This window comes from Glycomyces sp. NPDC049804, assembly GCF_040674615.1.
Classification (GTDB): Bacteria; Actinomycetota; Actinomycetes; order Mycobacteriales; family Micromonosporaceae; genus Glycomyces; species Glycomyces niveus.
The window spans coordinates 382,706-396,072 of sequence record NZ_JBFAMQ010000002.1 but is presented as its reverse complement, the minus strand read 5'-3'; the positions used below and the strand labels follow the sequence as shown (position 1 = coordinate 396,072).

Below are 13,367 nucleotides of genomic sequence, written 5' to 3'. Positions count from 1 at the left end.
CGGGCGTCGCCGAGTAGGGGGAAGAATTGAACGCCGAACTGGCGCAAGTCGAAGCGCTCCTCGAAGCCCGCGGGTTCTCCCGCTGGGACTTCACGCTCGACCGCATCAAGCAGCTGCTCGACATGATGGGCGACCCGCAGCGGTCCTTCCGCTCCGTGCACATCACGGGCACCAACGGCAAGACCTCGACCTCGCGGATGATCGAGCGGCTGCTGCGCGGGCACGGCCTGCGCACCGGCCTGTTCACCTCGCCGCACCTCAACAGCGTCAACGAGCGCATCTCGATCGACGGCGAGCCCATCGCCCCCGACAAGCTCGCCGCCCAGTACTACGAGATCGCGCCGCTCGCCGAGCTCGTCGACCGCGAGGCGTCCGAGCCGCTCACCTACTTCGAGATGACCGTGGCGCTCGCCATGGGCGCGTTCGCCGACACGCCGATCGACGTCGGCGTCGTCGAGGTCGGCCTCGGCGGCGAGACCGACTCCACGAACGTCCTCAACGCCGAGGTCGCGGTCATCACGCCCATCGGCATCGACCACACCAAGTGGCTCGGCGAGACCCTCGCCGAGATCGCCACGATGAAGGCCGGGATCGTGCATGAGGGCGCGACCCTCGTCACCGCCGTGCAGGAGCGCTCCGCGATGGAGCCGCTGCTGCGCCGCGCCAACGCCGTCGGCGCGAAGCTCGTGCCCGAGGGCCGCGGCTTCGAGGTCACCGCCCGCGAAGTGGCCGTGGGCGGGCAGCTCATCACCATCGAGACCCGCGCCGCCCGCTACCAGGACCTGTTCCTGCCGCTCCACGGCGAGTACCAGGCCCACAACGCCGCCCTCGCGCTCGCCGCCGTCGAAGTCCTCCTCGGCGCGGGCGAGCCGAAGGCCCTCGACGCCGAAGTGGTCGGCCAGGCGTTCGCGGAGTTCACCTCGCCCGGCCGCCTCGAGGTCGTGCGCAGCGCCCCGGCGGTCATCCTCGACGCCGCGCACAACCCGGCGGGCATGGAGGCCATGGTCAAGGCCGTCGAAGAGGAGTTCAACTTCCGCAAGCTCGTGGGCGTCGTCGGCATGCTCGCGGACAAGGAGACCGACCACATGCTCGAACTCCTCGAACCGCTGCTCGACGAGATCGTCATCACCAAGTCCTCTTCGGACCGGGCGATGCCCGCGGCGACCCTCGCGAAGATCGCCAAGGAGGTCTTCGGCGAGGAGCGCGTCACCGTCCTCCCGCACCTGACCGACGCGCTCGCGCGCGGCATCGAGCTCGCCGAGGAGGCCGACGACCTGTACGAGTCCGGCGGCGGCGTCCTCGTCACCGGCTCGGTCTTCACCGTCGCCGACGCCCGCAAGCTCCTGGTGGGCCGCCGTGGCTGAGCAGGCCGAGCACGACCACCCCGAGCACGGCGAAGAGGCCGAGGCCCCCTGGACCGAACCGCGGGACGACCGCTCCGGCCTGAAGGACCCCGCCCGCGCGGCCCGCAGCCTCGCGGCGATGGCGCTCAGCTTCGAGGCGCTGGCGCTGCTGCTGGCGATCGTCCCGATGCGGATGATCCTGGACGACAGCACGTTCGCGATCGTCGCGATCCTCGTCCTGGTGCTCGCGTGCGTGGTCCTGGCGGGCATGGCGAAGCGCCCGTGGGTGTGGCAGGCCGGCGCGGTGCTGCAGGTCGCGGTGATCGCGTGCTGGCCGATCCACTGGGCGCTCGGCGTGGCCGGGATCGTCTTCGGGCTCGTGTGGGCCTACTGCTGGTATGTCAAGATCGCCCTGGGGAAGCCGCCGAAACGATGACCGTCGAACTCGAGACCGACCGACTCCGGTTGCGCCCTTTGACGACCGGCGACACCGCCGAGCTCGCGGCGATCAACGCCGACCCGGAGGTCATGCGCTACATCGGCGACGGCGGAGCCCGCGACCTCGCGCAGACCGAAGCGCTGGTGGCGAAGGCGGCCGCGCACTGGGACGCGCACGGCTGGGGCACGTTCGCGGTGCGCGAGCGGGACACCGGCGATCTGGTGGGCCTGGGCATCCTCGCGACGCCGTCGTTCCTGCCGGAGATCCTGCCCGCCACCGAGGTCGGCTGGCGCATCGGCCGCGACCGGTGGGGCCGCGGCTACGCGCCCGAGGCCGCGCGGGCCGTCGTCGGCTTCGCGTTCGGCGAACTCGGACTCGACCGCGTCGTCTCCTGCATCCACACCGAGAACGCCGCCTCGGTCCGCGTCGCCGAGAAGCTGGGCATGGTCCTCGAACGCGAGACCGTAGTCCCGGACTTCGAAGTCCCCTGCAGCGTCTACGAACGCAGGGCGCCGCTCTAGCAGCTCGAGCCGCCGCCGTCGCCACCGCCACCGCCGGAGTCGCCTCCGAAGAATCCGCCGCCGCCCGAGTTGTCGCTGTAGCTGGGGCTGCAGTCGTTGCCGGCGTTGGTACCGCTGCTGTCGGAGCCGCCGGTCCAGCTGTAGTGATGTGCGCCGCCGTAGCTGCCGCCGCCGTAGTCGCCGTGGCTGCGGTGCGCGCGCTTCACGGATCCGAAGACCGCTGCAATGAGGGCGGCGACCGCAGCGGTGATGAGAATGAAGACGAGGATGATGACGATGGCGCCCATCGGGACTCCTCCGGAGTAGAGCTTCGGAGCCTCAGCGTACTGGCGCCGCGCCAGCGGCGGGGTCCGTGCGGTCGCCGCCCTGCTCGCCGCCGTGCGCGGTCCAGCCGCTCGGGATCGGCTCGCCGCCGGGCTCGCGGTCGGCGTCGGGCCGGACGGCGACGCGACGCCGTTCGCGGACGCCCGTGACGACGGCCGCGGCGCAGACGGCACCGATGATCACGCCCGCGAGGATCAGTTCGACCATCTCGACTCCTTGCGCCTGAAGGGTACCGGTACGCCCGGTTTGCCGACCCTAGTCATAGGACGCTCGAAGGCGCTGCAGCGGACGCTCAGAGTCTGTCGGGTAAGCGACAAATCGCGTTCTGCGAGGCTATTCGCGTCACATGGGCGTGCGATAGTGGACCTGTCCGATTCGGCCCTTGCGAGCGCTCGGCGGTGATCCCCTGTGAAGATGCAGCCTCGGCAACAGCTCCTCGACATCTGGCGCGCTCAGGTGGCCTACAGCTGGCGGCTGCCCGAGGACGGCGGCAAGCGCAAGACCTGGCACTGGGGCGGCCGCAACCAGTCCGACGCCGTGGGCGACGCCCAGCAGCTGCTGTGCCTGCTCTTCCCCGCCCAGGAGCTCGCCGAGCTCAACTACGCCGACCCCGACGCGACCAGCGACGCCGTCCTCGGGGCCCTCGCCGGGCTCGGCGACGCCGTCGAGATCCCGATCCGGATCATGCGCCTGGTCCAGGAGTACATGGAGAAGCACGTCGACGCCGAGGGCGTCCCGGTGTACTCCGGCGGCTCCAACATGCACCGCAAGGACCGCACCCAGAAGGCCAACCCCGAGCAGCGCGCCATCGACGTCACGGAGGGCTTCGCGCTCGCGATCCCGCTGTGCCTGACCTCCCTCGCCTTCCTCGCCGACTTCCAGCCCACGGTGGACCGCATGGGCCGCGGCGACCTCGGCCGCGAACTCGAGCGGGTGCAGGAGGCCATCCACCGGCGCCTCCTCGGCGCGATCACCGGCCTGCTGCGCTCCTTCGCGGTGTCCACCTTCGACGCCGACGACGACTTCGGCAGGCAACTCCTCGCCCTCATCAACGTCGACGGCCAGGCCGACCGCAAGATCGTGCGCCGCTTCCGCGAGAGCGCCGACGACATCATCGCCACCCTGCGCACCATCACCGTCGGCTCCGGCGGCACGGCGGGCGTCGAAGCGCCCACGAAGCTCTTCGAGATCGGGTGGTCCTGGTCGGTCGTGGAGAAGGCCCCCGACATCCCCGACGTCTCCGACACCTCGACCCAGCGCGTCGGCCGCGCCGAGGACGTCCCGTACCTCTACTTCACCGTGGTCGCCCTCGAAGCCATCCAGGCCCTGTTCTCGCCCAAGGTCATGCGCCGCAACCTCCTCACCCAGGAGGAGCAGCGCCTCGCCCAGTCGCTGCAGCTGCGCATGGACGTCACCCGCCGCTACTGGGCCATGGTCGCCTCCTTCGGCGGCGGCTCGAAGTGGCCCCTCGAAGACGTCCCCTGGCGCACCACCGACGGCCTCGAGTACGACTACTACTCGCTGCTGGTGTGCGCGGTCGCCACCGACACCTTCGGGGCCTCCCGCGGCGGCGACGACGACCTCATCCGCCTCGGCGACGTCCTCATCGAACTCGGCAACCGAGGCCGCATCACCCGCCGCGCCCTCCGGGAGGACCGCGCCGTCGAGATGCACTACCCCGGCGTGAAGGCCGAGCTCGTCGGCATCGAGAAGCTCGAGGGCCCGGCCATGGTCTGGAACATGGTCGACTTCGCGCCCCTGCTGCTCAAGCGCCTCTACCACGCCGCGAGCCTGCTCGTGACGATCGAGGCCCGCGCCCAGCTGCTCGAAGTCGCCGACCTCGTGTGGGACCACCTGGCGCGCAGGCGCATCCGCGAAGGCGCGGCCGCCCGCCTGTGGGACCAGCCGAAGCAGGTCTACGACGAGCTCGGCAACTGGTTCGAGGACCCCTCCTGGCACTTCACCATCCGCGTCGTCGAGGCCATGGTGCTCGCGGCCCAGTTCGCGACCTCCGAGCCCGCCCGCTCGCGCGGCCTGGAGGACCTCGCGCACGAACTCCTCGTCGAGGCCGAGCACGTCTACGACCAGGAGCTGCTGCGCGGCTCGGGCACCGCGGGACCCGCACTGGCACAGGAGATCCGCTCGGTCGGCCTGACCATCCGCCACGCCAAGGACGTGGTCGACGAGCGCCCCGGCACCGCGTTCGCGCTCGGCGTCAAGGCCCTCATCGACCTCGACCGGCTCATCGCCGCCGGGCGCGACGCCGAGACCGGAGTGTGACGATGCTGCTCTTCGCGACCTCGGACAAGGGCGGCACCGGACGCTCGGTCTCCTCCTCCAACCTGGCATACCGCCGCGCCCTCCAAGGCGCCAACGTGTGCTATGTGGACTTCGATTTCGGCTCGCCGACCGCGGGCGCGATCTTCGCCATCGACGACCTCGAGCACGGCACCCCCGGCGCCGGCATCCACGAGTACCTCCAGGACCTCGCCTCCGAGCCCGAGCGCCACTCCGTATGGGCCACCAGCGACCGCGCCGAGCTCCGGGCCCGGCCCGACGGCGCGGGCGAACTCGTCCTCTGCCCCGGCGACGCCGACGGCTCCGAGTTCCCCGGCGACGAGACCACGATCGACCGCTGCGTCAACCTCCTCCAAGAGCTCTCGCGCGAATTCGACCTCGTCATCGTCGACCTCTCCGCGGGCCGCTCCCACGCCACCGAGATGGTCATGGCCGCCACCGCCCGCCCCGAGCTCGCCAACCTCCCCTGGCGCTGGATCGTCTACCACCGCTGGACCAAGCAGCACGTGATCGCCGCCCACTCCCTCGTCTACGGCGAACGCGGCCTCGTCGAGACCGGCAAGGCCCTCGGCGAGGACTACCAGCGCAAGCTCCTCGCCTCGATCCGCTACGTGCGCACCGCCGTCGTCGACCCCGACGGCGCCGACCTCTCCGGCCTCAAACCCACCCAGGTGCGCTGGCTGCGCAAGATCGACGCCGACCTCCACCAGATGGCCGCCCGCCTCAAGCTGGGCCGCATGAACCTGCTCGGGTCGGTCCCGCTCGACCCGGTCCTGCAGTGGCGCGAGCAGATCATCACCGACGCCGACACCGTCACGCTCGACATCGCCAACCAGGAGACCGTCAGGGCCTTCGCCGAGCTAGCCGTGCGCTCCGCCGAGGAGCTGTTCGTGCCCGGACTCGAGGCCATCGCCCGCGGCATCGATCGAGTGGTCCCATGACGTACGAAGAGACCAGCGCGAAGCAGCGGACCGAGCGGTTCGGCATGTCGCACCTGTCGATCGAGGTCGGCCACCTCTACGCCGACGACCTCGCCCGGCCCGACACGCTCAAGGCCGAGATGGCCTCGGCCGCCGCCTGGGTCCACGGCACCACCGAGGCCCTGTCGAAGCGGCTCGGCGGGCGCCGCCCGCGCGTGAGCACCTGCTACCTCGTCGACGACTACAGCCAGCAGGGCATGCCCCCGCCCGAGGAGCTCATCGCCGTCATCACCGAGGCCGCCGCCGACGCGGGGCTGCGCATCGACTACCTCGCCCGCGAATCCGCGTGCGCCACCATGGGCCCGCTCGAGCTCGCCGGGCTCGTGGCCGACCGGATCGTGTTCGAGCCGCCGCCGGGCGCGAACGGCTCCCGGCCGAGCGTGGCCCGCTCGGGCTGGCTGTGCAACGGCGTGCCGAGCCCGAAGCCGAAGGGCGTCGCGATGGTCGGCCCGGGGGAGTGGAAGCCGCCGAGCCAGAACGCGAAACGCGACCACTCGGTGTTCCTCGACGTCGAGCTGTGGAGCGACAGCGAGGAGGGCCGGCGCTGGTCCTGCCCGATGCTCGCCGCGGTCTGGCAGCTGCTGCGCCTGGGCGTGCTGCGCAACCAGGGCCGCCGCATCGGCGTGCCCGAGGCGGTCGAGGCGGTCGTCCCCGACGAGCACGGCCACGACCCGGACCGGCCCGCGCGGGCGCGCTTCCCCGAGACGTGGGAGGCGATGCCGCCGATCCTGCAGCTCGAGCCGGTGGCGTTCCCGTTCCCCGCCTACCGGACCGTCTCGATCCTCTCGGTGAACTACATCGAGGTCGAGCACGCGGTGCGGGTCATCTGCGGTTCGGTGCGGCCCGAGGCGAGCGCGGTCGAGATCATCCGCAAGTCCGCGGAGCGGGAAGGCATGGTCCTCCCCGAGGAGATCACCGACCGCCTCTCCTACATCTTCCAAGGGCCGCTGTAGGTCTCAGCGGCGGTACGCGCCTCCGGAGCCGCCCCGCTGCCGCTGCTCCATGAGGTCGAGGATCTGCGCGGCGAGATCGGCCGCGCCGTAGTCGATCTGCGAGCGCACGCGCTCGGTCATCGTCGTCCACTGCCGCGTCAGGCCGGGCCGCCGTTCCAGTGCGTCCCAGACGAACTCGAGTTCCGGGGCGGTGCGGGCGCCCGCCGACCACAGGTGCAGGAGGTGGTCGACGACGGGCCGGAGCGTGCGCAGCGTGTGCCGCGAGTCCTCGCCGATCTTCGCGAGCGCGACCCGCGCGGCGACGGCGGTGAGCAGCCAGTCGTGGACGGCCAGGTCCTCAGCCGCGGCCGCCACCTGCTCGGGGTCGACCGGGCCGGTGACGATGCGCAGCCGCCGCCTGTCGTTGCCCGCCAGCCGGAACGCCACCGTCTCGCCTTTCGACGGGTCGGTGATCGCGGCCCAGCGCAGCCGGGTGGACCCGGTCTTGATCGGGGGTCGCTGGTCGAACATGGGCCGGGCGAGCACGTCGTGGATCGAGTGCCGGGCGACCGCGGCGGTGTCGAGGAGCTTGCCGCGGTCGGCGCGCTGCTCGGCGATGAGGTACCCCTCGGCGAGGCGGTGCGCGTCGAACCTCCCGATGGTCTCGAGCGTGCCGGGCTTCGACAGGTAGTACGACCAGGGCATGCGGCGCGGGTGCTGCGAGAGCGACACGGACGCCCACGCCGACCCTTGGAGGAGCTGCCCGCCGGTGAGGACCGCCCGCGAGGCGACGGAGCCGACGGCGCGGAGCGAGCCGTTGCGGTCGTCCGCTTCGCCCTGGTGGCTGTCGGGCTTGGGGCCCAGCGGGAACCGGCAGTCGACGCCGTGCAGGAGCACCGGCGAGGCGGTGTGCGGGACGGGGCGCGCCCATTGGACGACGCTCTCGCCGACCGCGAGCGAGAGGGCCGCGCGGGCCTCCTCGGGCGTGAGCGGGCGCGAGTGCGGCAGCAGGGCGGTGTGGATCTCGCCGACGACGAGCATGGGCGTTCGCTCCGTTCGCATTGTGGCGGAAGGCTCTCGCTAGTCGCGCTCCCGGTGCTCGGTGATGGCCAGGCCGTGGCCGTCCGGGTCGCGGAAGGCCGCGGCCCGCATCTGGTAGTTCTGGCCCAGCAGCGCGGTGCGCGGCAGGTGCAGGAACTCGACGCCGGCCTCGTTCATCTCCGCGAATGTGGCGTCGATGTCGCGGACCTCGAAGGTCAGGTGCATGACCCCGGTCTCGCCGGGTGGCGCGTCGGGCCGCTCCCACAGGAGGATCTTGCCGAACCCGGCGTCGAGGACGGCGGCCTCGTCGGTGCGGTCGGCGATGTGGAGTCCCAAAGCGTCCGTGTAGAACTCGACGGAGCGCTGCAGGTCGGCGACGACGAGCGTGGCGGCCACGTCGGTGACGTCGGTGCCGTCGACGCGCTGCTCGGAGAGGAGCAGGCCGGCCAGGTCCTGGGCGAGGCTGCTGCCCTCCTCCGAGGTGCGCTGGCGCGGCGGGGTCGGGGCCTTGAGCTTCGTGACGGCTTCGGCGATCGGCCCCTTGGGCGGGGTCGGTTCGGGCGCGGGCGGCGCGGCGGCGGTCGCGGTGCCGCCGTTCCCGGTGCCGCCCTTGGGGTCGCCGCCGATCTGGTCGCTGGGGAGCGTGAACGCCCCGGCGGGCGCGCTGCTCGGCGGCGGGCCCGGCAGCGGCGCGGATTCGACGAGCGGCGCGGCAGGCGGCTCGTCCTCCTCCTCGATGAGTTCGGCGTCGACGGGTTCGGTGATGAGCGTCCGCCCGGGTGCGGCCGCGATAACCGTGTCTGATTGGGGCTCAACGGGTTCGACGATGACGACGGCGGGCGGCGGCTCGGGGGCGCGCACCGGCTCGGGCTGCGGCGCCGGCACCTTCAGCGCCTCCTCCACCGGCGCGGTCGCGGTCGCCGTGGGCGCGGTCTCGGGGCGCGACGGCTCGAACAGGTCGTCCAGTGAGCCGGGCGCCTGCTCCTTGACCGCGGCGGGGCGCGGCGGGTCGTCTTCGACGATGAGGTCCTCGAGTCGGTGCTGCCCGATGTGCGGCGGGACCGGGACCGGTTGCGGGAAGCGCCGCGCCGAGTGCTCGACGGTGACGAACGCGATGCAGCCCGCGAAGCAGGCGAACGCGAACACGGCGATGACCATGCTCTGCGCCCCGACCGCCATGGAGGCCAGGAAGAGCGAGACGACCAGTAAAGTGATCGCGCCGACCGCGTGGGAGGTGCGCCACCGCATCCGCCTGTCGCCGTTGAGGGTCGTGCCGATCGCCTCGCCCCCGGCCGAGTGGTGCTGGCGGGCGTGGAGGTCCTTCAAGGCGTGCTGGTTGATCGCCCACCAGCGCGCTTCGCGGGAGCGGCGCTGCTGGTCGAGCAGGAGCCGCTGCTGCCGGAGCTGCTCGGCGGTCATGCCCCGGGCGGTCGGCTGGCGCCCGGTGCGGGGCATGGCCTTGCCGGGTGCGGCCTTGCGGGCGCCAGGCTGCGCGCCCTTCTTCGGGACGGCGCCCTTGGCGCCGCTCTTCGCGCCGCCGCGCGCGGCCCCGCCTTTCGCGCCGCCCCTGCTGGGCGACTTGGAAGGCCGCGGGGCCGGCCTCGGGGGTTGGCTTCCGCCACGCGCCATCGGGGACACCTCATCCACAACTGGGAGAACCGGGTTGCAACGTGAATCGTACGTGGGTGAGGCAACGGACACAACATCCCTTACGATGACAGCCAGCATCCGACCGAGACTTTCGAGGAGTCCTCCCGTGGCCGAACAGCGCACGCTCGTCCTGATCAAACCCGACGCCGTCCGGCGCGGGCTCATCGGCGAGGTCCTGTCCCGCCTGGAGCGCAAGGGGCTGCGCGTCGAGGAGCTGCGGCTGCGCACGATGGACGCGGCCCTCTCGGACGCGCACTACGCCGAGCACGTGGGCCGCGAGTACTACGACGGGCTGAAGACGTTCATGACCTCGGGGCCGCTGGTGTCCCTGGTCGTCTCGGGAGACGAGGCGATCCCGGTGGTGCGGAAGCTGGCGGGCGCGACCGACGGGCGCAAGGCCGAGCCGGGCACGATCCGCGGCGACTTCTCCGTGTCGAACCAGCAGAACCTCATCCACGCCTCGGACTCGGAGGCGTCCGCGAAGCGCGAGATCGACCTCTGGTTCGCCTCTTAGGACCGCACCGCTGGCAGCTGCGAATCTACGGCTCGCAAGCTTCGCCGAGGCCGCTGGCAGCGGCGCGGAGTCTCTCACGGGATCAACTGCGGCCCACCAGGTTCGGCGGCGACGTGGGCCGGATGAGCGCGGCCAGGTCCTCGGGCGTGTCGACGTCGAGCGGGTCGCCCGGGCACGGGACCTCCCGCACGAGCCGCGGGTGCGCGGCGAGGAAGTCGCGCGCGCCCCGGTCGCCCGAGGCGCCGGCGGCGATCGCGTCAAGGTGCTCGCGCGCGAAGTACATCGGGTGCCCGCGCCGGCCTTCATAAGTGGCGACGGCGACCGAGGCGCCCTCTTCGGCGGCGGCGATGACGAGCCGGACCGCTTCGGGGACGATGCGCGGCTGGTCGACGAGGGTCACGACGACCCCGTCGTACCGCTCCGGGACCGCCGCGAGCCCCGCTTTCAAGGACGTCGCGAGCCCCTGCCCCCACCGCCGGTTCAGCACCGGCGTGAACGCCTCGGTGGCGGCGGCGAGCGCCTGCTCGGCCCCGGCGCCGAGCACGGCGAGGACCTGCCGGCACCCGCCGGCGTGCAGGGTCGCGACCGCCCGGTCGAGCAGGCTGCGGCCGTCGAACTCGGCCAGGGCCTTCGGTCCGCCGAAGCGCCGTCCGGCGCCCGCGGCGAGCACCAGCCCCGCAGTGTTCTTCATGTGTTCCCCCCTTCCACGGCCCCGGGTCGGGGCCGCGTTCACTCCAGGCTCACCGCGAGGGCGAGGTCCATCCGGTCGAGAGGGTTGCGCAGGTCGCGGCCGGTGAGCTCTTCGACGCGGCGCATGCGGTACCGGACGGTGTTGACGTGCAGGTGCAGGCTCGCGGCGCACTGGCGCCAGGAGCCGTCGCATTCGAGGAACCGCCGGAGGGTCGGCAGCAGGTCGGAGCGGTGCCGGGCGTCGTATTCGAGGAGCGGGTCGAGGACGCGGGTGCGGAAGGCCCGGCTGACGTCGGCCGGGACGGCGGCCAGGAGCATCCGGTGCGACACGAGGTGGTCGGGTTCGGCGACGTCGACGCCGCCGGGGCGCGGCTGCGCGAGCGCCGCCGTGTGCCGGGCCTGCTCGAGCGCCCCGCACAGGCCCGCGGGGGAGCGCACCGGGTCGGCGACGCCGACGCTGACCGCGCCGCCCCCGCCCAGCCCGGACAGGACCTTCGCGCACTGCCGGGACCACTCCAGGAGCCGCGGCCGCTCCTCGGCCGAGCCGGCCTCGCCCGCGAGCACCGCGACCGTCTCGTCCCCGAAGCTCGCCCAGGCCGCGACGGGCGCCTCCAGCGAGTCGCCCGCCTGGACCGCGACCGCTTCGGCGACCACGACCTCCCGCAGCGCCGCCGGTTCGCCCACGGCCGCGATCACGGTGACGCTCCCGCCCGAAGGGAGGCCCGCCGAGCGCATCAGGTGCTCGTCGACGCGGCCCTCGCGCAGGGCGGTGACGAGCTCGACGTGCGGCGCGGGCCGCACGGCCGGGTCGTCGAGTTCGAGCATGAGCAGGGCCGCGAGCTGCTCGGCCACGAGCCGCCGCTCCGGCGCCCACCGCGTGTGGTCGTCGTCGATCACCAGGAACCGGCCCGTGTGGAGGGTCGAGCCGATCCCGAACACCGAATAGGCCCGGTGCCGGTCGAGCGTCACCTTCTGCGGCAGCCGCTCCGAGGCGTGCGCCCGCGCGACCACCGCGGCCCGGTCCGTCTCACCGAGTTCGAGCCCGCCGCGCAGCGCCCGGCCCGTCGGCGACAGCACCATGCACTCCATGCCCAGCTCAGCGCGGATCAGCTCCAGGATCTGCCCGATCCCGTCGGCCGCGATCAACCGGCGGTGCCGGTCCAGCAGCGACGCCAGGTCGCCCGAGCGGCCCGCCGAGAGCCGCTGCACGATCCGCTCGGTGATCTCCGCGAACGCCACCGCCGCGTCCACCGCGAACAGCGGCAGGTCGTGCCGCGCGCACGCGTCCACCAGATCCGCCGGCACCGAGGGGAACTCCGGGTGGTCGCCCGCGCCGAGCGCCGTCACCCCCGCCGCGATCAGGTTGCGCACGTACGCATCCGAATCGGCCTCGGCCCGGCGCCACATCAGGCCGGTGAGCACCAGCTCGCCGCCCGAGAGGTACCGGCGCGGGTCGTGCATGTCGGTGGGCACCACCCACCGGATCTCCCGGTCGAGGTGGTGGCGGCCCGAGACCAGGGTCAAACCCAGCTCGGGCATCTGCAGCAGTGAACGGAGTCGCATGGTGGCCCCCAGGGGTCCGGCCTTCGCAGGCGCGTCGGGACGCGGTAGGCCACTCCACCATAGCGCCGCCCACCAGGCGCCTTTGGACGATCCTCCAGCATTTAACGGCCGGGAAACCAAGCTTTCATAGCCGAACACAGTGCCCCCGGCCCCGGCTTTCCGCTTCACTTACCCCACACGGCCCGTTCGTGCGACGGTGAGGGCGACCCGCCGTCTACAGGGAAGGGAGCGCGAGACGCCGATGTGGACTCTCGGAGCGTTCAACACCGCCGGCACCGGCGACGCGGTCGCCGCGCTCACCGCGTGCTGCGCCTCCCGCGCCTGGGCCGCGAAGCTCGCCTCCGGCCGCCCCTACGCCACGTTCGCGGCCCTGCGCGCCGCCGCCCTCGCGGGCTTCGACGAACTCGACGACGCCGAACTCGCCGTCGCCCACGCCGCCCACGCCCCCATCGGCCGGCCCAAACCCGCCGGCGAGGACCAGTGGTCGCGCGGCGAGCAGTCCCGCGCGCTGGCCGCCGACGAGGCGGTCAGGGCCCGACTCGCCGAGGCGAACGCCGCCTACGAGCGGCGGTTCGGGCAGGTCTTCCTCATCTGCGCCACCGGCCTCACCGGCGAGCAGATCCTCGCCGAGGCCAAGCGCCGCTTGGGCAACGACAACGCGACCGAGCACCGCGAAGCCACCGCCGAACTGCGCCGGATCGTCGACCTCCGCCTCGCCAAGCTCTTCAAGGAGGCGCGGCCGTGAACGGCGCGAGCACGATCTCCACGCACGTCCTCGACGCCGTCGCGGGACGCCCCGCCGAAGGCGTCCCCGTCACGCTCTTCCGGCCGGACGGCGACGGCCTCACCGCGATCGCCTCCGACACCACCGACGCGGACGGCCGCGTCACCGGCTGGGCCACCGCGCCCGGCCCCCACCTCATCCGCTTCGACACCGGCGCCTGGTTCGCCGCCCGCGGGGTCGACACGTTCTACCCGGAGGTCGCCGTCGCGTTCACCGCCGCCGCGGGCCACAGCCATGTGCCGCTGCTGCTCAGCCCCTTCGCCTACTCCACGTACCGGGGGAGCTAGC

General features: G+C 72.6%; 15 protein-coding genes. 9 read left to right on the top strand and 6 right to left on the bottom strand.

What is annotated here, in order from left to right; translation table 11 throughout:
* Positions 1-26: 26 nt before the first annotated feature.
* The 3 genes from AB0K52_RS04345 to AB0K52_RS04335 are packed head-to-tail and all read left to right on the top strand — an operon-like array spanning position 27 to position 2,303.
* Entirely contained in the window at positions 27-1,364 is a 1,338-nt protein-coding gene (locus AB0K52_RS04345) for a cyanophycin synthetase (RefSeq protein WP_363525966.1), read from the top strand.
* Positions 1,357-1,779, top strand: coding sequence for a DUF4233 domain-containing protein (locus tag AB0K52_RS04340; RefSeq protein WP_363525963.1), 423 nt, complete (start codon positions 1,357-1,359; stop codon positions 1,777-1,779). The genes AB0K52_RS04345 and AB0K52_RS04340 overlap by 8 nt, the downstream gene beginning before the upstream one ends.
* Positions 1,776-2,303, top strand: a complete 528-nt coding sequence (locus AB0K52_RS04335) for a GNAT family N-acetyltransferase (RefSeq protein WP_363525960.1) — start codon at positions 1,776-1,778, stop codon at positions 2,301-2,303. The genes AB0K52_RS04340 and AB0K52_RS04335 overlap by 4 nt, the downstream gene beginning before the upstream one ends.
* On the opposite strand, the gene AB0K52_RS04330 is transcribed toward AB0K52_RS04335, so the two are convergent.
* Positions 2,300-2,590 (bottom strand): hypothetical protein, encoded by a 291-nt coding sequence (locus AB0K52_RS04330; RefSeq protein ID WP_363525957.1) that lies wholly within the window; start codon positions 2,588-2,590, stop codon positions 2,300-2,302. The genes AB0K52_RS04335 and AB0K52_RS04330 overlap by 4 nt on opposite strands.
* Before the next feature lie 31 nt (positions 2,591-2,621).
* Positions 2,622-2,834: a hypothetical protein gene (locus AB0K52_RS04325; protein ID WP_363525955.1), complete on the bottom strand. Its 213-nt coding sequence runs from the start codon at positions 2,832-2,834 to the stop codon at positions 2,622-2,624.
* A 207-nt stretch (positions 2,835-3,041) separates the two neighbouring features.
* On the opposite strand from AB0K52_RS04325, the gene AB0K52_RS04320 reads away from it, so the two are divergent.
* The 3 genes from AB0K52_RS04320 to AB0K52_RS04310 are packed head-to-tail and all read left to right on the top strand — an operon-like array spanning position 3,042 to position 6,858.
* Positions 3,042-4,907 (top strand): SCO2524 family protein, encoded by a 1,866-nt coding sequence (locus tag AB0K52_RS04320; protein ID WP_363525953.1) that lies wholly within the window; start codon positions 3,042-3,044, stop codon positions 4,905-4,907.
* Between the two features lie 2 nt (positions 4,908-4,909).
* A complete protein-coding gene (locus tag AB0K52_RS04315) occupies positions 4,910-5,866 on the top strand; it encodes an SCO2523 family variant P-loop protein (RefSeq protein WP_363525950.1) in 957 nt (318 codons plus the stop codon).
* Positions 5,863-6,858, top strand: coding sequence for an SCO2522 family protein (locus tag AB0K52_RS04310; protein WP_363525948.1), 996 nt, complete (start codon positions 5,863-5,865; stop codon positions 6,856-6,858). The genes AB0K52_RS04315 and AB0K52_RS04310 overlap by 4 nt, the downstream gene beginning before the upstream one ends.
* A 3-nt stretch (positions 6,859-6,861) precedes the next feature.
* Here the strand turns inward: AB0K52_RS04310 and AB0K52_RS04305 are convergent, their stop codons facing one another.
* On the bottom strand, positions 6,862-7,899 hold the full coding sequence (locus AB0K52_RS04305; RefSeq protein ID WP_363525945.1) for an SCO2521 family protein: 1,038 nt from the start codon (positions 7,897-7,899) through the stop codon (positions 6,862-6,864).
* 18 nt (positions 7,900-7,917) lie between these two features.
* On the bottom strand, positions 7,918-9,507 hold the full coding sequence (locus AB0K52_RS04300) for a VOC family protein (RefSeq protein ID WP_363525942.1): 1,590 nt from the start codon (positions 9,505-9,507) through the stop codon (positions 7,918-7,920).
* Positions 9,508-9,592: 85 nt separating this feature from the next.
* Here AB0K52_RS04300 and ndk point away from each other — a divergent pair, with 85 nt between their 5' ends.
* Positions 9,593-10,042, top strand: coding sequence for a nucleoside-diphosphate kinase (gene ndk / locus AB0K52_RS04295; protein ID WP_363525939.1), 450 nt, complete (start codon positions 9,593-9,595; stop codon positions 10,040-10,042).
* 82 nt (positions 10,043-10,124) lie between these two features.
* Here the strand turns inward: ndk and AB0K52_RS04290 are convergent, their stop codons facing one another.
* On the bottom strand, positions 10,125-10,733 hold the full coding sequence (locus AB0K52_RS04290; RefSeq protein ID WP_363525936.1) for a nucleotidyltransferase family protein: 609 nt from the start codon (positions 10,731-10,733) through the stop codon (positions 10,125-10,127).
* 38 nt (positions 10,734-10,771) lie between these two features.
* A complete protein-coding gene (locus tag AB0K52_RS04285) occupies positions 10,772-12,295 on the bottom strand; it encodes a PucR family transcriptional regulator ligand-binding domain-containing protein (protein ID WP_363525933.1) in 1,524 nt (507 codons plus the stop codon).
* Positions 12,296-12,536: 241 nt separating this feature from the next.
* Here AB0K52_RS04285 and uraD point away from each other — a divergent pair, with 241 nt between their 5' ends.
* Together uraD and uraH are read left to right on the top strand one after the other, a co-directional pair.
* Positions 12,537-13,040, top strand: a complete 504-nt coding sequence (gene uraD / locus AB0K52_RS04280) for a 2-oxo-4-hydroxy-4-carboxy-5-ureidoimidazoline decarboxylase (RefSeq protein WP_363525930.1) — start codon at positions 12,537-12,539, stop codon at positions 13,038-13,040.
* Entirely contained in the window at positions 13,037-13,366 is a 330-nt protein-coding gene (gene uraH / locus AB0K52_RS04275; protein WP_363525927.1) for a hydroxyisourate hydrolase, read from the top strand. Before uraD ends, uraH begins: the two co-directional genes overlap by 4 nt.
* Position 13,367: the final 1 nt, after the last annotated feature.

Excerpts from the sequence above, each read along its gene's own strand:
- uraD (WP_363525930.1), top strand. The coding sequence starts at position 12,537 with ATGTGGACTCTCGGAGCGTTCAACACCGCCGGCACCGGCGACGCGGTC.
- AB0K52_RS04315 (WP_363525950.1), top strand. The coding sequence starts at position 4,910 with ATGCTGCTCTTCGCGACCTCGGACAAGGGCGGCACCGGACGCTCGGTC.
- AB0K52_RS04300 (WP_363525942.1), bottom strand. The coding sequence starts at position 9,507 with ATGGCGCGTGGCGGAAGCCAACCCCCGAGGCCGGCCCCGCGGCCTTCC.
- AB0K52_RS04330 (WP_363525957.1), bottom strand. The coding sequence starts at position 2,590 with ATGGGCGCCATCGTCATCATCCTCGTCTTCATTCTCATCACCGCTGCG.
- AB0K52_RS04285 (WP_363525933.1), bottom strand. The coding sequence starts at position 12,295 with ATGCGACTCCGTTCACTGCTGCAGATGCCCGAGCTGGGTTTGACCCTG.
- AB0K52_RS04320 (WP_363525953.1), top strand. The coding sequence starts at position 3,042 with ATGCAGCCTCGGCAACAGCTCCTCGACATCTGGCGCGCTCAGGTGGCC.
- AB0K52_RS04290 (WP_363525936.1), bottom strand. The coding sequence starts at position 10,733 with ATGAAGAACACTGCGGGGCTGGTGCTCGCCGCGGGCGCCGGACGGCGC.
- AB0K52_RS04335 (WP_363525960.1), top strand. The coding sequence starts at position 1,776 with ATGACCGTCGAACTCGAGACCGACCGACTCCGGTTGCGCCCTTTGACG.
- AB0K52_RS04305 (WP_363525945.1), bottom strand. The coding sequence starts at position 7,899 with ATGCGAACGGAGCGAACGCCCATGCTCGTCGTCGGCGAGATCCACACC.
- ndk (WP_363525939.1), top strand. The coding sequence starts at position 9,593 with ATGACAGCCAGCATCCGACCGAGACTTTCGAGGAGTCCTCCCGTGGCC.
- AB0K52_RS04310 (WP_363525948.1), top strand. The coding sequence starts at position 5,863 with ATGACGTACGAAGAGACCAGCGCGAAGCAGCGGACCGAGCGGTTCGGC.
- AB0K52_RS04325 (WP_363525955.1), bottom strand. The coding sequence starts at position 2,834 with ATGGTCGAACTGATCCTCGCGGGCGTGATCATCGGTGCCGTCTGCGCC.